The organism is Corynebacterium sp., from assembly GCF_022712275.1.
Classification (GTDB): domain Bacteria; phylum Actinomycetota; class Actinomycetes; order Mycobacteriales; family Mycobacteriaceae; genus Corynebacterium.
The window spans coordinates 13,200-27,935 of sequence record NZ_JALAGU010000050.1 but is presented as its reverse complement, the minus strand read 5'-3'; the positions used below and the strand labels follow the sequence as shown (position 1 = coordinate 27,935).

Below are 14,736 nucleotides of genomic sequence, written 5' to 3'. Positions count from 1 at the left end.
CTTCCCCCAGTCAGAGAGGAACCGGTGACGCCGTGAGTGTGTCCGGTAGTCCGTCCCAGATCGTCAGTGACGCCGTGGGAGCCGCCGGCCCCGTCGACCTGAGCTGGCAGGTGGACCTCTACAAGGACCTGCACCGGTACCCGGAGCTCTCCGGTGCGGAGCGGGAGACCGCCGCCCGGATCCACGCCGAGTTGCACCGCTTCCCGGACTGGGAGGTCACCACCAATATCGGCGGCTACGGCATCACCGCCGTGCTGCGCAACGGCGAGGGACCGACGGTGCTCTACCGGGCAGACTTCGACGGACTGCCCGTCGCCGAGGCCACCGACGTGCCCTACGCCTCGACCCATTCGCAGCTCAACGCGCACGGCCAGCAGGTGCCGACGATGCACGCCTGCGGCCACGACGCGCACACCGCCACCGCGCTCGGTGCCATGGCGGTGCTGGACGCCACCCGGTCGGACTGGTCCGGCACGGTCATCATGGTCTTCCAGCCGGCCGAGGAGGCCGCTATCGGCGCCCACGGCATGGTCACCGACGGTCTGTGTGATGTGGTACCCCGGCCCGATGTGTGCCTGGACCAGCATGTGCTACCCGGTCCGTCCGGGACGGTGTACTGCTCGCCGGGGCCGATGACGACGAGCTCCACCACCATCGAAATCACCCTGTTCGGACGAGGTGCGCACGCCTCGATGCCGCACCGGGGTGTGGACCCGGTGGTGCTCACCGCGGCGGTGGTGATGAAGCTGCAGACCATCGTCTCCCGCGAACTGCCGCCGGGGGAGTTCGGTGTGGTCACCGTCGCCTCGATAGAGGCCGGCAAGGCGAACAACGTCATCCCCGATTCGGCGAAGATCGCGCTGAGCTGCCGGTTCTACTCGGAGCGGTGGCGGCTGAAGGCGGTGGAGTCCATCAAACGCATCGTGCGTGCCGAGGCGGTGGCGGCCGGTTGTGAACGCGAGCCGGAGTTCCGCTTCGTCGGCCTGCTCGCCGCGACCGACAATGACGCCGGGGTCTTCGAGGTGGTGCGTCCGCACTTCGACGCGCACTTCGGTGCGGATTCGCAGGACATGGAGCCGTGGACGGCGTCCGAGGACTTCCCGGTCATCCCCACCGCCTTCGGCTGCCCCTACCTGTTCTGGACTGTGGGGATCACACCGCGTCGGCAGTGGGCCCGTGCGGAGGCGGCGGGGCGCCTCGACATCGACATCCCCTCGAACCACAATCCGGGATTCCTGCCGGACCTGGCGTCCCTGCCGGTGACGACGGAGTCCGCGGCGGTGGCGGTGCTGGCGTGCCTGGGCCACCAGTGGCGTCCGACCGGTCTGCCGGACGACGACTGGGCGGCGGCGGACTGGGCAGGGGAGCCGTCGGGGGCTTCGAAGCCGGCGGGTGCCGCCGGCAAGGTTGACTGAGCTCCGTCATGCTCTGCCATGCTCTGCCAGACACCCGCCCGACCCAGGGACGAGCGGTGACGCGGTGAACCTGCGTCAGAGGTCGAAGGTTTCGCGGACTTCGTCGCGGCGACGGCGCTCCAGCACGAAGGAGAGCACCGGGATGACGCCGGCGAGGATCGTGGTGACCCACTTGCCCGGCGCCCAGCGGGCCTTGACACCCAGGTCGAGGCAGGTCACGCAGTAGACCATGAAGATCCAGCCGTGGGCGATGGCGACGAACTTGAACCAGCTGGGCGTGTCGATGTCCGCGATATTGAAGACGATGTACTGCAGGATCATGTCGACACAGAGCCACAGCAGCATGACACCGGTGATGTAGGCCATGACGGAGTAGCGGGTCAGTGCACCTTGGACCCGACGCTTGCGCTCGGGGGTGGCGGCGACGGCCGGTGCGGCGGACTTCTGCGTGGGGTTGGCAGGGGAGGACATGCTGTTCAGGAGATCCTGTTCTCGTCGGTGGAGGTGGTGCCGGAGTCACGGGCCTCGCGTGCTTCGCGTGCTTCGCGGGCACGGCGTCGGCGGTCGTCGGTGAAGACGTCGGCGGCGTCCTCGGAGCGCTGGTGGGATTGGCGCTGCGGCAGGACGTCCGTGGACAGCTCGGTGATCTCGTCCGGGGAGGTCGGCTTGGTGACGGCGGGGGCTTCGTCGCCGTTGGCGCGGTCACGCTCGTACTCCATGTATTTGCGGTAACACACGATGAAGAAGAGGCCGAAGATCGGCCATTGCAGGGCGTAGCCGAGGTTCTGGAAGGTGCCGTCACTGTCGTGCCAGCGCCCCCACTGCCACCACGCCAGGCACAGTGTGGCGATCACCGCGGCGGTGAGAAAGCTCCACTGCACGATGCGGACACGCAGCGGAAAAGGATTCTTCTGGGCTTCCCGGGACACGCACTCCACCGTACCCGTGCGTGTGGACGGGGTCGAAACCCCGGCGGACCGGCGTGACAGGGGACACAGTGACGCTCTCCGGTCTGCCCGGCCACCGGGTCCGCCGGGCCGGATCCACACCCTTGATCAGGCGTTGCTACGATGATCTCTGCGCACGTGAGAGCGTGCATGCGCCCGTGGCGGAATTGGCAGACGCGCCAGGTTTAGGTCCTGGTGTCTACGGACGTGGGAGTTCAAGTCTCCCCGGGCGCACATGCAGGTCAGAGGCCACTTTCGGAATCATCCGGGGTGGCCTTCTTCTTCGTTTTACGCACATTTGACGCACTCCCAAGAATCTCGTCCATCCGATCCGCCACCGCATCGAGGTCACCATCGAAGAGATCCGCGTACCGGTTCAGCGTCTCCACCGCCGACGAGTGCCCCATCTGCCGCTGCACGACCTTCACGTTCGCGCCGGAGGACACCATCAGTCCGGCAGCAACGTGACGCAGCCCGTGGGGCGACAGTCGGGGGAAGTCAGGATCGGCAGCCATGCGCCGCTTCACCGCACCGTGGAAGAAGCTGGAGCCGGTGAGCTTCAGAAGTGGCCGACCGTCCGCCCGGTGCCACAGCAGATCGTCTGGACGCTTACCCTTCGCCCGCTCTTTCAGCTTCGCCAGCACTTCACCCGGCACCGAGACCGTGCGGTACTCGCCAGGCTTCGGGGTGCCCATAATCACGTCCTGGTTCACGGTCACGGCGTTGCGGGTGATGCTGATTCGCCGGCGGTCGAAGTCAACATCTTTCACGCGCAGTGCTGCCGCCTCGCCCCACCGGAGTCCCACGGTGCCGAGGAGGAAAATCAGATCACCCTTCACACTGCACTCATCCACGAGGGCGCGGAGCTGTTCGGCGGTGAGGTACACGTTCACCCCCTTGCCTTTCTTCGGGAGCTTCACACCCCGGGCGGGATTGGTGGCGAGCCTGCGTTCATCGACGGCGAGGTCGAGGATTTTGGCGAGGATTGCGTGTGCGCCGAGGACGGTTGAGGGGCCGCTGTCGATCTCGACGCTGACCCACGCTTGCACGTCGGGTGTTGTGATTTCGCGGACGGGTGTGTCGCCCCACCGGGGTTTGACGTGTGCGTTCCACTGGCCTTCTGTCAGGTTGATGGTGGATGGTTTGAGGTGGGTTTGCATTCGCATCCAGCGAGCACCTAGAGCGCCGATGGTGGCCTTCCCCTTCTCGGGGTCCACCCATGTGCCTGCGGAGCGTTCTAGGAGGTTTTCAGCGGCCCAGTGTTCGGCTTGCTTCTTTGTCTTGAAGCCGGTTTTGGTGCGGCGTGTGCCGGTGGGGTCGCGGTATTGGATGCGCCAGCGGGTGCCGGTTGCGGCTTGGTATTTCTGTGGTGTTGGCATGGTGTCCTAAAAGGTGAAGCCCCGCTCGGTGGCGGGGCTAGATGAGTCCGAGTTCGTTGGCTTTCTCGTCGGTGAATGTGTCGTACAGCCTGTCTGACTGTCCCGCAAGGTAGTGATCCCATACCCACCCTTCACATGTCTCACCGTCCGGGGCGACGGTGAGCGGTACGCCGGGGTCGATGGCGTCTGAGCCTTGGAACTTCAGAAGGATGTCGAGCGCTGTGGTCTTGTCGTTCTGGTTGTCACTGTTGAGTGCGGTTGTCGCCGCGCCGCTGGAGACGACTGTCTGGTCGGCGTTCTTCCCTGTGTCGCAGATCCAGTGTTCGAATACGTTTCTGCGGTCCTGTTCGGAGCCGAAGTGCGTCGTAGTGCCGTCCCGGTCGGTGGTGACGCTGCGGTTGTTCAGCATGTCTTCGGGTATCCAGTTGTCGGAAGACGGACTACTTGCGGTCTGTGATGGATCAGTGCCGTTGTCGCCACACGCTGCGAGGCTGAGGACAGTGACCGCAGCTAGTGCTGTGAGTGCTCGTTTCATTTGATGTGGCCCGCTTCCCACAGTCCGGTTCCGATGCGTGCGACGGCGGACAGGATGAGACCGAGGGCGGCGAAGCATACGGCTGCTCCGATGATGGCGACGCCTGCGGTGTCATCGTCTCCTGCGGTTGCGAGTCCGATGATGATGCCGATGATTGCGAGGGCGACGATGAGCGATCCGGTGATGTCGGCGGTGTGGAAGGGGTTCTTGCGGGGCTTCGCTTGGTCTTGGGGTCCGTAGCCGGGTTGATGTTGATTGCCCCAGGTGTTGCTGCTCATGCTGTCTCCTCTGTCGTGCGCGTGTAGGACTTGCCATTTAACCATGCCGTCTTGTCATTTGACATGACGGGGGTGAACGTTTGGGGGTGATAGTGACCATACGTGTCCGGCCCGACTGCTACCATCATCCGAACAGCGTATCGAACGGGCGTTCGAACAATGCTGCACTGTTCGAGTCGGACACCACGCCGACGATAAGAGAAGGGCGAAGGATGACACTCACCACAGATCACGATGATTGGCTGATCGAGGCCGCCTGCGGAGAGGATTGCCGGCGCGTGCTGGCGGCACTGTCGCTGCTGCGGTTCCCGCATACTGCTGCGGCTCTGGCGGATGAGGTGAGGGCAGAGTAAAACCCCCGCCCTGGGGTCGGGGGTTATTGGTTGTCGAGGGCTTCGAACATCTCGCGTAGGAGCTGTTTCTTCTCTTCAGCTGTCGGGGGTTTGGCGTCCATGTACTCCGGGGGAACCTTCCCAGTCTCTACGAGGGACAGTAGGGGATCTTTCCCGTAGGCCAGGCTGATCCGGATGATGTAGTCCGCGCTGAGCTTGTTGTTGTTGCGCTTCAGGTAGCGGGTTAGCGTCGAGGGTGCGACGTTGATCATCTCGGCAGTGCCGGTGATAGTGCTGTCGGCAGCGAGGGACTTGATCCAGGCACTGTGGTCTTCGTAGATGTTCATGCTTGTCATCATACACAATCCACTTGCCATATGGCAGGTCCTGTTCGGCTGCCGTTCGAAGACCTGCGAAGTTGCAGTTTTGTCTTCTCGTGCCCGCGATAGGGCGCTTCCCGGTCGCATCTGTGACATGGATTGCGCTGATCTTTCGACCGCAGATACCGCGTTCTACCTGCGCCGATTGCAAGAAGGCAAAAAAAGATTGCCGTGGGGCTTGCTATATGGCAAACACTTCGCCTACAGTTGTGCTCACCGGCACGGAGAAGCCGCCCGAACAGGGCAGGCGGAGCGCCGGGGAACCTAGTGAAGTAGCCCTGGGGGATTACGTGACTACGAGAGAGGTCCGCCCAGTGAACGTTGGGGAACTTACGTACATCGCAGTTGCTTACGCACGGAACCACCAGGTTCCGATCACGCGTAGGCAGTGCCGCACTATGGCTACCGAAGCCATGCGCCGCATGGATGCTGAACACGAACGACTCGAAGAGATCAGACTTGTCACCCCGCTGGCAGCGCATCGCCCTAGCCATTCCGACCCAACCGGAGAGGCGGCGATACGTCATGTGCAGAACTTGGTAGATCAACTCGCTGCTGCGTAATCCCCCAGGCCCTACAGCCCCGCCGAACATATCGGCGGGGTTTCTGCATGGAGGAGAGATCTTGTGAAGTGGGACAGCAATACGACGAGACGATACGAGAAGACGGTTCACCCGGGGCGCGGTGGCTGCTACTCGGATGACCGTTTTCCCTCGACGGTGAAGTCGTGGCGGCGGGGTCGGCATCTGGTGACGACTACCGAAGAGTGCGCGGAGTACCTGGAGGCTATGCGGTTCGAGCTGAAGTCGGTGCTTTCGCGGGCGGATGGTTCGTTCGAGGGTAGGGGGCAGGCGAGGCTTATCGCTTCTGAGATGGAGCAGGTTCGTGCGGTGTGTGTGGCCCTGATGAAGTCGCAGGCGGTGGCGGCATGAGTGACGATTTTACCTACTGGTATCTGCGTGGCTGCGAAGAGTTGGATCACGGGAATCCGCTGTATGGGGCTTCAATCATTGAGGGGCTTCGGGACGATCTGGCGGCGCGGGGGTTGCCTGGCCTTCCGGAGGTTGGCGATGACGCGGCGTGAGGCGCGGCGAGATGTGTGGGACGCGCTGGGCAAGCAGGGGGTTTTGGTTCTCACTGTCGCTGATATGGCGAGGGTGACGGGGTTGTCGGAGAAGACGGTTCGCCGGCGTGTTGATGCTGGTGAGATTCGGTCTTCGTCGGAGTTTGACGGGCGTCGTATTCGTATCCCGATTGATGAGGCTGTTCGTTATTGCATGGTCTGAGGAGGCCCTGATGTTGGTTGTTTTGGTTGCAATGTTGGTCGGCTTGCTGTTCGTTGCCGGTGAGCTGCTGGACGGTTCGCCGCAGGTGGACGCGGTTTCGGGGGTGTCGTGATGCGCGTGTTTCATGAGCGGCTGACTGATGTGGTTGGCAGTTCGCTGCTGACAGTGAATGTGGAGCGGGGCGGCGTGTCGATTGATCGCGTGTTGTCGCGTGCTGGTCGTGATGATCTTTGCGGTGGCGTGTCGGTGTCATGGGATCGGTGGGATGCGCTTGTTGCGGCGGTTGAGGAGAACCGCCCAGTTCCCTACGAGGTGGTGCCATAGTGGGTTTCATTATCCTGCCGAACACCGGCGAGACCGAATGGCTTCAGCAGCGGCAGAAGGTTGTGACCGCTACGGACATGGCGAAGATCCGCAGTGGGTCGGACGCGGCGTTCATGTCACTGTGGCGGGAGAAGCACAACCCGCCGAGGAAGTTCCACAATAAGTGGACAGAGCATGGAAAGAAGCGGGAGCCGGTGATCGCTGCGGCTATCACAGCGAACCGCCCGGAGCTGCTGCCTAACAAGTCGCTCGCCGTGAACGAGGATGAGCCGCGTTTCGGTGCGACCCCGGACATGATGACTGCGGATGGGTTGATGGTGGGGGAGATCAAAACCCACCTGATTCATGACGAGTCGGATGCGTGGGTTGACTGGTCGGATGTGCGGAAAGACAAGCCGCAGTACGTGGTGCAGGTGCAGTGGCAGCTCGCCGTCACCGGGGCTGCGGAGTGCCTGTTCTCGTGGGAGGACTGGTCGGACGAGGACGGTTGGGCGGATCTGCGCCCTGTCCGTCACTGCATGGTTCGCCGCGACGAGGAACTGATCGCGGAGCTTCAGGCGGTCGCCCTGCGGTTTCTGGACTGGACGCCGCCGGATCTGCGGACGGGTGATAGTGCGGACTTTGAGACGCAGGCAGCTGCGCAGTTGTTGGGTGAGGCTGAGGCTGAGGCTGCACGGTTGCGTGCCGAGCTTCGACGGGCTGACGAGATGGTGAAGGCGGCTCGCGCTGACCTGCTCGCACTGGTCGGTGTTTCCCCGTCGCGCACGGAGTTCCCGAACGCGGTTGTGGAGGTCGCACCGGGTAGGAGGACAAACAGCTTCGACCGGAGGGGCCTCGCCGCTGATTATCCGGAGTTGGACGAGAAGTACACGATCAAGAAGGACGGGGCACCGAGCGTGAAGGTGACCCTGAAGGAGGATGAATGACAGAACAGAAGATGAACGTGCATGACGCGATCAACGCTGTTATGCGTGACGTTACCTACCTTGCCAAGGGAGACAAGAATACCCACCAGGGGTTTAACTTCCGGGGCATTGATGCGGTTCTAAATATTTGCGGCCCCGCAATGCGTAAGCATGGCCTGATCGCCTACCCGCGTCTGCTGCCGGAGTTCACCGTGTACGGCGAGAAGCCGACGAAGAACAGCAAGGCTAAGACGGTGGACATTGTTGTCGAGGTGGTGTGGCGCGGCCCGGATGGTTCAGAGCTGGTGAGTCGTGTTGCTGCGGAGTCGTTTGATTCTGGCGATAAGGCGACGGCTAAGGCTATGTCGGTGGCGTTGCGTACGGCGTATTTGCAGACGCTTTGCCTGCCGACTGACGAGCCGGACCCCGATTCGTTCAGTTACGAGATCGTTAACGATGACGAGAAGGCGGCGTTCATCGAGAAGATGTCTCAGGTCACCGATCTGGACGAGCTTCGGAAGATGCAGGCTCGGGCGAAGCACGCTGGCGCGGAGAAGGAGTGGGCGGCTTATGGTCGGACGCTCGCCGGGGCGAAGTAGGAGGTTCGGATGGATGAACCGCTGAATCCGGTTCAGATCGAAGCCCATTTGACGGAGCTGGTGACCCGCATTTCACGCGGCATCCGCATCACGTCGGACAGGTATGCGGCGTTCCTGGAGGCAGACCGGGAGTACGACCGAGCGAAAGCGCGGTGGTACCTGGAGGCTGAGGGGCCGGTGAAGGAGCGTGAGGCAGTTGTTGAGCTGGAGACCGCTGTGGAGCGTGAGGCACGGGACGTTGCGGAGGCCGCTTATAAGCACGCGGACAGGCAGAGTAAGGCGCTCGACTTGGAGGTTAGGACCTACCAGTCGTTAGGCGCGTCAGTACGACAGGCGTATGGGAACGCCGGGAGGTAGGAGAGAGTATGGCAACGGATATTGGTCGGATCAATGCCGCTATGGGCGGCATCCGGGCACTGGATTACCAGGGGCCGGAGACGCGGCAAGTGCTGTCGCATCTCGGGGCACTGTCGTGGGCAGTGAAGAAAGATCAGGCGGAGCGAGACAAGGAGCGAACGAAGAAGGCTGAGACTCTGGGAAAGTCCCCAGGGTTCCTGCGGTTCGCTGCGATTGTCGAGGCTCGCGTGAAGGAGCGAGAGAGGGCCGAGCGGGAGAAGGTGAAGCCTCCGGAGTTCCTGCGGTGCGCTGCGGACTATCAGGACGCTCCCGTCGGTACGAAGATTGCTAAGCGGTTCGGTTCGGGCTGGTGGAGGAAGGTTGATGACGGGTGGATTGATGAGTCATGCACGGTGATGCCGGGTAGTCACATTGCTACTGCACCGCGTGAGGTTCTGAAGTGGGGTGGCGAGTGAGCAGGATCTATGTCGGGGGTGTCAGCAGGGCACTTCAGAAGGCGTATTGGCGTGCGTTCCGCAGGGGCGCGGTCATTGATTCCACGGCGGTCAGTGCGACCCCGCAGGGTGATGTGATCTTCGCTCAGGTGACGGACGGTGGCAGGCCAGAGCATGTGGTCGTTAGGGCGGCGAAGGTTGGCCTGATGGTGGAGGTGTTGCAGCACGTGATTGATGACGCGGCAGAGCATGGGAGGTTGGCGACATGGGAATTAGAGAACGTGACCGAGACATCGTGATCTTCGGCGATGAGATCCATAACAGGCTAGAAGACGGGGCGGCGATCATCGATGGAGACCAGGTGATCCACTTTCGCAACGGCAATGTGTACAAGTCGCAACGGTGCGGCGCGTCGTGGGCTCGCCCGGCAGGACAACTGTACGGGCGACTAGTAGAGGTTCTCAGGTGGTCGGATGCCCCCTAAGCAAATGCCGGCGACGGTATACAGGCGCGTGTTTGAACGCGCTGAGGACATGGCGGGGTGGCCGGCGTGTGAGGCACTGATTCCGGGGGTGTGTGGTGGTGTTGCTGAGCATTGGCATCATCGGCAGCTTCGGTCGCAGGGTGGTGAGCATGTGGTGGTGAACGGGATCGGGATCTGCCATGACTGCCACACCTACATTCATGGTCATCCTGCGGAGTCGTACCGCAACGGTTGGATTGTTCACGGGTTTGATTACCCGGAGGATGAGCCGGTGCTGCGCCGTGGCCGGTGGGTGCTTTTGCATGAGGACGGGACAATGACGGAGGTGGAGAAAGAGTGAGCGATTTTGAGTGGGAGTACATCTTCCAGATCCGGGATAAGTGCTCGGGAGAATGGGAAACACGCGGGTCCGCCACTGTGCCCCCGTGGGAACGCGTAGATGGAGGGCACACGGCAGAGCGGGTTTACTCGGACCACGAGCACCGATGGATGCGGCGTAAGGTCGGCCCGCTAGAGGAGGTGGATCGTGACCAGAGTGACGCAGGGGCCGAGGCCGGAGGATGACTTCACCCTTGTATCGAACACCCTCATGCGTGACCCAGACCTGACGGACCGGGCGAAGGCAGTGTACTTGTACATGCGCTCGCATCGCACCGGGTGGCAGCTGAACACGTCAACCATTGCGGAGGCGTTGGGACGCTCACGGAACACGGTCATGTCGGCCATTAACGATCTGATCGAAGCCGGTTACGTTGAGCGGATTCAGGGGAGGGTGAACGGCGGGATGTTTAGCACCATCGAGTATGTGGTTCACGCTTCCCCCCGTTGCGTAAATAGTGAGCAACGGTCGGATGGTGTTCAAGAATTGAGCACGGGGTGTTCAAATATTGAGCAGGCAAGTGTTCAAAAATTGAGCACAAACTGTTCAAATATTGAGCCGCATAAGAAGACTAGAAACAAGACTAAGGAGAAGACTAGAGAGAATACTAGTGCGTACCCCGATGAGTTCGAGACGTTCTGGCGGGCGTACCCGAAGAAGACAGGGAAGAAAGCGGCGCTGCGACGGTGGCGTGAGGCAGTGAAGACGACCGACCCGGCACTGATCACGGCGAAGGCTGCGGAGTATGCCAGGTCTGTCGCGGGCACTGAGAAGCGGTACGTCAAGAATCCGGAGGGTTGGTTGTCGGCTGGCCGGTATGAGGACGAGTTCGAGCCTGCCGTGTCGTCGTGGTTGTCGGTGGTGGGTTCGGATGTGATCGAAGGAGAGATCGTGAAGGAGATCGAGTGACTGATTGGACGCGCCTTGCCGCGCACGTCCTAGAGAAGGGGGCGACACTGGTCCCCGACAAGTTCCCCCCACCGTCACCGCAAGCCGCCCACGCATGGGGCGAGGCACTGTCACAAGTGCCTGTCCCGGTGGAGGTGTGGCCGGAGGCGGTCACATGGTGGGCGCTGAACCGGTCGAAGTGGGGGAAGGTCACACCGCAGGACATGAAGGAGGCTGCACTGGCGGTGTTGAGCAAGTGGGAGCAGGACCCTCGGAAGCGTGCGGAGTTGGAGCGCCGTCGTGAGGTTCGGAGGGATGAGCGTGATCGGCGTATCGGGCTGATTGCGAATGGGGAACGCAGGGCACTGGAATAGCGCCTGTACGCCCCGTAGAGAGAGTTTTATCCGCCGCGTGAGCAAACTTATGCCGCGCGGCTTTTCGATGCCGCAAATCGCGGTTTTTACACTATCGCCCAACCGGGCAGAAAAGAGACACACATGGCCTACGGCGATGTCATCACCATCCGCAACGCACGAGTCACCGACAAGGGCGTCGAACTAAAGACCAGCAACGCGGGCAAGGAATACGCCAGCCTCACCATCATGTGGGGCACCAGCAAGAAGAACCGACAGTCGGGGGAGTACGAGAACGGCCCGACCAAGTTCGTCCGCGTCACCGTCCTCGGCTTCGACGCGAAGGACATTGCAGCCGCCGTCAACGGCGGTGACCGTATCGACGTGACCGGCTCCATCGAGCACACCACCTGGACCACGAAGGAAGGCGAGGAGAAGGACTCGTGGGATCTGCTCGCTGAGCGCGTCACCCTGCCCGTGCCGCGTGCCGGCCAGGGTTTCCAGCAGCCGCAGCAGTCGTTCGGCGGCGGATTCAACACCACCGGTGACGACGCCCCGTTCTGACCTGAAAAACAATCACAAGCCGAAAGGAAACCGCTTGACGAAGAAGATCATCGCCGCAGCCGCACTAGCGGCAACCGCCGCAACACTCACAAGCTGCGCCGCCATGAACCAACAGGACATCACCTGCACCGTGGAAGACAAGGAAGCGAAGGACAAGACCTGGTTCGTCTTCACCGACGACTGCGGAACCCTCACCGTCGAAGACTCCATCAGCAAGTGGAAGTTCGATGCGACCGACCGCTACGACTCCATTGAGGTGGGGAAGACCTACACCTTCCATGTCGGCGGTTACCGAAACCACGCGCTGAGCACCTATCCGAACATTCTGGAGGTCACCCCCGTTGACTGATGTCACCGTCTACTCGAAGCCCAACTGCCCCCACTGCAACATCGTCAAGGCACAGTTCAAGAAGTACAACGTGCCCTACCAGGAGATCGACATTCTCCAGGACGCGGACGCTCTGAAGCTCATCAAATCGCACGGATTCACCGCCGCCCCGGTGGTCACGGACGGGTTCGACTCGTTCTCCGGTGCCGACGCCCAGGGAATCGCACGATTCGTAGAAAAGCACGGCGCTTGATTGTCGGCCTGCTACTGGCCTACGGGCTGGCGATAGCGCTAATCATCGCCGGGAATGAGAAGGAGAAACCATGACCAACATTGACGACGCCGCCGAGGTCATCGGACGGTACGTGCACCCGGACTTCGCAGAAGACGCGGCACGCGACCTTGCAGCCGAAGGCCACCTCACCCCCGCCCCGCAGATCATCCGCACCGTGGAGGAACTGGAAGCACTCGACCCGGACACGGTTGTCTGGCCTGTGAGGCACTACGCCCCCTACACCGTATCCAGCATGACACCCGATCCGTTCAATGCCGACTGGACGCCACCCCTCCCCGCCGTGGTGATCCGCGAGGGTGCCGAGGTCCGCGCCGCACGCAAAGCACTGGAGGAAGCATGAGCTACGAGGACTACAAGCTTGGCGTCCGAGCGTGCCAAGAGCGCCACGGTAGGACCGAGAAACGCCGCCTAGGCGGGTACTACGCCGGGCTGTCACTCGCCGTCATTGCGCCGGTATCCGCCGTCGCGTCGTTCATCGCTGCATGGGTAATCGCAGTGCAGACCGACGGGGAAGTGGCGACCGCCCTACGAATCGGGTTCGCCTCCCTCGCGCTTATCCCCGTCGCCGCCTACCTGATCGGGGCCAACGAATGAACATCACACCAGAACAGGCCCGCGCACTGCTCGACGGGGCAACCCCCGGGCCGTGGACAATGCACCGCTACGTCCCCGAGGACTTCATTCGCGTCACCGGACAAGACCTCAAAGACATAGCAGCCAACGGCGTGGTGGAAGACGGTGACGCCCGCATCATCGCCGCTGCCCCGGACCTCGCACAGACCATCGCCAAACAGACGTGGGAGTGGGGCGTGCAGGACGCCTACGGAGACACCGCGTGGATGGTGCGTGACCATTACGAAGGCACGCAAGACAGCGAGACTGAGGCCAGGGAGTATCTGTCAACATTCGGTCCTGACTCCGACTCCCGCCTTGTCCGCCGACTGGTCGGACCCGTGGAGGAGGTGGAATGAGTGTCCTCGCCCTGATCGTCTCTCTCGCCGCCCTCACGACCACCGCTTGCCTCGCCGTCGTGCTCAACCGGCAGCAACACACCATCGACCGCCTCGACGCCGACATGGATGACCTCTGGGGCGTCACTGACACCCTCGACCTAGACCAGGAGACCCCGAATGAGTGACATCACCGACCATGACCGCCGCGAAGCCCTCCGCTTCGCGGAAACCGTTCTCCGTCCCGTACGCGGCGTACCCAGCACGTGGGACACGGTCGCCGCCGCCCGTGTCATCCTCGCCACTGTGGATGCCCCGGCCCCCACCCTCGCGGACGAGATCAGAGAATGGGCGGAGAAGCACTACACGGGCGTCGTGGGCACAGGGAAGCACGAACTGCTCGCCCTCGCCGACCTCGCCGCCCAGTTGGAGCACGACCTCGCGGAAGCCCGCGCCGAGGTGGAGCGGGTCACCAACGAGCGGAAAAGGTCGCTTGCGCAGGTTCAAGGACTCGCCAGACGGGAAAGCGATCTCACCTCCGAGGTACGGATGCTCACCGACGAGCGCGATGAAGCCCACGCCGAAGTGAAGGAACTGGCCGAAGACCTCGCCGGGGCAGAATCCGAGGTGGAACGCCTCACCTCCGAGAACAAGAGCATCCTCGACCTTGTCATGCTCCGCACCGCCGAGCGCGACGAGGCTCAGGACGAAGTAGACCGCCTCACCGCCGAGCGGGACCGGCTGGAAGCCGCGCAGCACATCTCCGACGGCAGCGCATGGGGCGGACCCGTCCGCGAACCCTGCACCGATCACCTGGACCGAAACCCCGAGACCAAGACTCGCGTGGAGGCGGCACTGAACAACCTCAACAAGGTCGAGACCGTCACCGTCGAGCGAACTAGCAAGAATTCCTTGCCGGTTGTCGGAGGCGAGTACTTCGATGACCTGCCCGCCAACATTCCCGCAGGGGAAGCGTGGAGCGCAATCCATGAAGGCTCCGAGGTCACTGCCGTCAGGAAAGCCGGGCTAGGAGGTGCAGCGTGGGTGGTCGTACGACGCAACGGAGACAGCGGATTCGCCATGCTGAGAGATGTAACCCTGCTCCGCCGTCTGGTGCCCGCGCCGCGTGTCATCACCAACCCCGACGAACTCGACACGCTGGCGGTTGGGGCCATCATCCGCACCTGTGAAGACCTCGCCATGCAGAAGAAGGGCGGCGATACGCCCTGGTGGTACTACGCCGACAGTGAACTGGGGTGGGACGTAAACCAGATGCTCAACGATCTCCCCGTCACGGTCCTGTGGGAGCCGGAAGCATGACCCA

Annotated in this window: 23 protein-coding genes and 1 tRNA gene; 18 read left to right on the top strand and 6 right to left on the bottom strand. The window is 62.5% G+C overall.

Annotated elements, in window-relative coordinates:
- The first annotated feature begins 32 nt into the window (after positions 1-32).
- Positions 33-1,415, top strand: coding sequence for an amidohydrolase (locus Q0A27_RS11920; RefSeq protein WP_291475751.1), 1,383 nt, complete (start codon positions 33-35; stop codon positions 1,413-1,415).
- A 75-nt stretch (positions 1,416-1,490) separates the two neighbouring features.
- Here Q0A27_RS11920 and Q0A27_RS11915 read toward each other — a convergent pair whose 3' ends face one another.
- Both Q0A27_RS11915 and Q0A27_RS11910 read right to left on the bottom strand, forming a co-directional pair.
- Positions 1,491-1,886, bottom strand: a complete 396-nt coding sequence (locus tag Q0A27_RS11915; RefSeq protein WP_291475749.1) for a DUF3817 domain-containing protein — start codon at positions 1,884-1,886, stop codon at positions 1,491-1,493.
- Positions 1,887-1,891: 5 nt separating this feature from the next.
- Positions 1,892-2,344: a hypothetical protein gene (locus tag Q0A27_RS11910; RefSeq protein WP_291475748.1), complete on the bottom strand. Its 453-nt coding sequence runs from the start codon at positions 2,342-2,344 to the stop codon at positions 1,892-1,894.
- A 170-nt stretch (positions 2,345-2,514) separates the two neighbouring features.
- On the opposite strand from Q0A27_RS11910, the gene Q0A27_RS11905 reads away from it, so the two are divergent.
- Positions 2,515-2,596, top strand: a tRNA-Leu gene (locus Q0A27_RS11905).
- Between the two features lie 8 nt (positions 2,597-2,604).
- Here Q0A27_RS11905 and Q0A27_RS11900 read toward each other — a convergent pair.
- The 4 genes from Q0A27_RS11900 to Q0A27_RS11885 form a co-directional block, all read right to left on the bottom strand.
- Positions 2,605-3,741: a tyrosine-type recombinase/integrase gene (locus Q0A27_RS11900; protein ID WP_291475746.1), complete on the bottom strand. Its 1,137-nt coding sequence runs from the start codon at positions 3,739-3,741 to the stop codon at positions 2,605-2,607.
- Between the two features lie 37 nt (positions 3,742-3,778).
- Positions 3,779-4,150, bottom strand: a complete 372-nt coding sequence (locus Q0A27_RS11895) for a hypothetical protein (protein ID WP_291475744.1) — start codon at positions 4,148-4,150, stop codon at positions 3,779-3,781.
- A 122-nt stretch (positions 4,151-4,272) separates the two neighbouring features.
- Entirely contained in the window at positions 4,273-4,554 is a 282-nt protein-coding gene (locus Q0A27_RS11890) for a hypothetical protein (protein WP_291475742.1), read from the bottom strand.
- 376 nt (positions 4,555-4,930) lie between these two features.
- Positions 4,931-5,233, bottom strand: coding sequence for a hypothetical protein (locus tag Q0A27_RS11885; RefSeq protein WP_291475740.1), 303 nt, complete (start codon positions 5,231-5,233; stop codon positions 4,931-4,933).
- A gap of 961 nt (positions 5,234-6,194) precedes the next feature.
- On the opposite strand from Q0A27_RS11885, the gene Q0A27_RS11880 reads away from it, so the two are divergent.
- From Q0A27_RS11880 to Q0A27_RS11810, 16 genes are all read left to right on the top strand, one after another.
- Positions 6,195-6,350: a hypothetical protein gene (locus Q0A27_RS11880; protein ID WP_291475738.1), complete on the top strand. Its 156-nt coding sequence runs from the start codon at positions 6,195-6,197 to the stop codon at positions 6,348-6,350.
- A complete protein-coding gene (locus Q0A27_RS15070) occupies positions 6,337-6,552 on the top strand; it encodes a helix-turn-helix domain-containing protein (protein WP_367273325.1) in 216 nt (71 codons plus the stop codon). The genes Q0A27_RS11880 and Q0A27_RS15070 overlap by 14 nt, the downstream gene beginning before the upstream one ends.
- Positions 6,553-6,875: 323 nt before the next feature.
- Positions 6,876-7,802 carry a YqaJ viral recombinase family protein gene (locus Q0A27_RS11875; RefSeq protein ID WP_291475737.1) on the top strand — a complete coding sequence of 309 codons (927 nt, stop codon included), beginning with the start codon at positions 6,876-6,878 and terminating at the stop codon, positions 7,800-7,802.
- Complete coding sequence (locus Q0A27_RS11870) at positions 7,799-8,380, top strand: ERF family protein (protein ID WP_291475735.1); 582 nt, start codon at positions 7,799-7,801, stop codon at positions 8,378-8,380. Before Q0A27_RS11875 ends, Q0A27_RS11870 begins: the two co-directional genes overlap by 4 nt.
- Positions 8,381-8,389: 9 nt before the next feature.
- Positions 8,390-8,737 carry a hypothetical protein gene (locus tag Q0A27_RS11865; protein ID WP_291475733.1) on the top strand — a complete coding sequence of 116 codons (348 nt, stop codon included), beginning with the start codon at positions 8,390-8,392 and terminating at the stop codon, positions 8,735-8,737.
- An 8-nt stretch (positions 8,738-8,745) separates the two neighbouring features.
- Positions 8,746-9,192, top strand: a complete 447-nt coding sequence (locus Q0A27_RS11860; RefSeq protein WP_291475729.1) for a hypothetical protein — start codon at positions 8,746-8,748, stop codon at positions 9,190-9,192.
- Positions 9,193-9,683: 491 nt separating this feature from the next.
- On the top strand, positions 9,684-9,995 hold the full coding sequence (locus Q0A27_RS11855; RefSeq protein WP_291475728.1) for an HNH endonuclease: 312 nt from the start codon (positions 9,684-9,686) through the stop codon (positions 9,993-9,995).
- A gap of 186 nt (positions 9,996-10,181) precedes the next feature.
- Positions 10,182-10,943, top strand: a complete 762-nt coding sequence (locus tag Q0A27_RS11850; RefSeq protein ID WP_291475726.1) for a helix-turn-helix domain-containing protein — start codon at positions 10,182-10,184, stop codon at positions 10,941-10,943.
- Positions 10,944-11,419: 476 nt separating this feature from the next.
- Entirely contained in the window at positions 11,420-11,839 is a 420-nt protein-coding gene (locus tag Q0A27_RS11845) for a single-stranded DNA-binding protein (protein ID WP_291475724.1), read from the top strand.
- Positions 11,840-11,873: 34 nt separating this feature from the next.
- A complete protein-coding gene (locus Q0A27_RS11840; protein WP_291475723.1) occupies positions 11,874-12,188 on the top strand; it encodes a hypothetical protein in 315 nt (104 codons plus the stop codon).
- Positions 12,181-12,420: a glutaredoxin domain-containing protein gene (locus Q0A27_RS11835; RefSeq protein ID WP_291475721.1), complete on the top strand. Its 240-nt coding sequence runs from the start codon at positions 12,181-12,183 to the stop codon at positions 12,418-12,420. The genes Q0A27_RS11840 and Q0A27_RS11835 overlap by 8 nt, the downstream gene beginning before the upstream one ends.
- Before the next feature lie 70 nt (positions 12,421-12,490).
- A complete protein-coding gene (locus tag Q0A27_RS11830) occupies positions 12,491-12,802 on the top strand; it encodes a hypothetical protein (protein ID WP_291475719.1) in 312 nt (103 codons plus the stop codon).
- Positions 12,799-13,056 carry a hypothetical protein gene (locus Q0A27_RS11825; protein ID WP_291475717.1) on the top strand — a complete coding sequence of 86 codons (258 nt, stop codon included), beginning with the start codon at positions 12,799-12,801 and terminating at the stop codon, positions 13,054-13,056. Before Q0A27_RS11830 ends, Q0A27_RS11825 begins: the two co-directional genes overlap by 4 nt.
- Positions 13,053-13,433, top strand: coding sequence for a hypothetical protein (locus Q0A27_RS11820; protein ID WP_291475715.1), 381 nt, complete (start codon positions 13,053-13,055; stop codon positions 13,431-13,433). The genes Q0A27_RS11825 and Q0A27_RS11820 overlap by 4 nt, the downstream gene beginning before the upstream one ends.
- Positions 13,430-13,600 (top strand): hypothetical protein, encoded by a 171-nt coding sequence (locus tag Q0A27_RS11815; RefSeq protein WP_291475713.1) that lies wholly within the window; start codon positions 13,430-13,432, stop codon positions 13,598-13,600. The genes Q0A27_RS11820 and Q0A27_RS11815 overlap by 4 nt, the downstream gene beginning before the upstream one ends.
- Positions 13,593-14,732, top strand: a complete 1,140-nt coding sequence (locus tag Q0A27_RS11810; protein ID WP_291475711.1) for a hypothetical protein — start codon at positions 13,593-13,595, stop codon at positions 14,730-14,732. Before Q0A27_RS11815 ends, Q0A27_RS11810 begins: the two co-directional genes overlap by 8 nt.
- Positions 14,733-14,736 lie beyond the last annotated feature (4 nt).

What these genes read in the sequence shown, in the direction of transcription:
- Q0A27_RS11915 (WP_291475749.1), bottom strand. Translation starts at nt 1,886, where the DNA reads ATGTCCTCCCCTGCCAACCCCACGCAGAAGTCCGCCGCACCGGCCGTC.
- Q0A27_RS11900 (WP_291475746.1), bottom strand. Translation starts at nt 3,741, where the DNA reads ATGCCAACACCACAGAAATACCAAGCCGCAACCGGCACCCGCTGGCGC.
- Q0A27_RS11895 (WP_291475744.1), bottom strand. Translation starts at nt 4,150, where the DNA reads ATGCTGAACAACCGCAGCGTCACCACCGACCGGGACGGCACTACGACG.
- Q0A27_RS11890 (WP_291475742.1), bottom strand. Translation starts at nt 4,554, where the DNA reads ATGAGCAGCAACACCTGGGGCAATCAACATCAACCCGGCTACGGACCC.
- Q0A27_RS11885 (WP_291475740.1), bottom strand. Translation starts at nt 5,233, where the DNA reads ATGAACATCTACGAAGACCACAGTGCCTGGATCAAGTCCCTCGCTGCC.
- Q0A27_RS11880 (WP_291475738.1), top strand. Translation starts at nt 6,195, where the DNA reads ATGAGTGACGATTTTACCTACTGGTATCTGCGTGGCTGCGAAGAGTTG.
- Q0A27_RS15070 (WP_367273325.1), top strand. Translation starts at nt 6,337, where the DNA reads ATGACGCGGCGTGAGGCGCGGCGAGATGTGTGGGACGCGCTGGGCAAG.
- Q0A27_RS11870 (WP_291475735.1), top strand. Translation starts at nt 7,799, where the DNA reads ATGACAGAACAGAAGATGAACGTGCATGACGCGATCAACGCTGTTATG.
- Q0A27_RS11865 (WP_291475733.1), top strand. Translation starts at nt 8,390, where the DNA reads ATGGATGAACCGCTGAATCCGGTTCAGATCGAAGCCCATTTGACGGAG.
- Q0A27_RS11860 (WP_291475729.1), top strand. Translation starts at nt 8,746, where the DNA reads ATGGCAACGGATATTGGTCGGATCAATGCCGCTATGGGCGGCATCCGG.
- Q0A27_RS11845 (WP_291475724.1), top strand. Translation starts at nt 11,420, where the DNA reads ATGGCCTACGGCGATGTCATCACCATCCGCAACGCACGAGTCACCGAC.
- Q0A27_RS11830 (WP_291475719.1), top strand. Translation starts at nt 12,491, where the DNA reads ATGACCAACATTGACGACGCCGCCGAGGTCATCGGACGGTACGTGCAC.
- Q0A27_RS11825 (WP_291475717.1), top strand. Translation starts at nt 12,799, where the DNA reads ATGAGCTACGAGGACTACAAGCTTGGCGTCCGAGCGTGCCAAGAGCGC.
- Q0A27_RS11820 (WP_291475715.1), top strand. Translation starts at nt 13,053, where the DNA reads ATGAACATCACACCAGAACAGGCCCGCGCACTGCTCGACGGGGCAACC.
- Q0A27_RS11815 (WP_291475713.1), top strand. Translation starts at nt 13,430, where the DNA reads ATGAGTGTCCTCGCCCTGATCGTCTCTCTCGCCGCCCTCACGACCACC.
- Q0A27_RS11810 (WP_291475711.1), top strand. Translation starts at nt 13,593, where the DNA reads ATGAGTGACATCACCGACCATGACCGCCGCGAAGCCCTCCGCTTCGCG.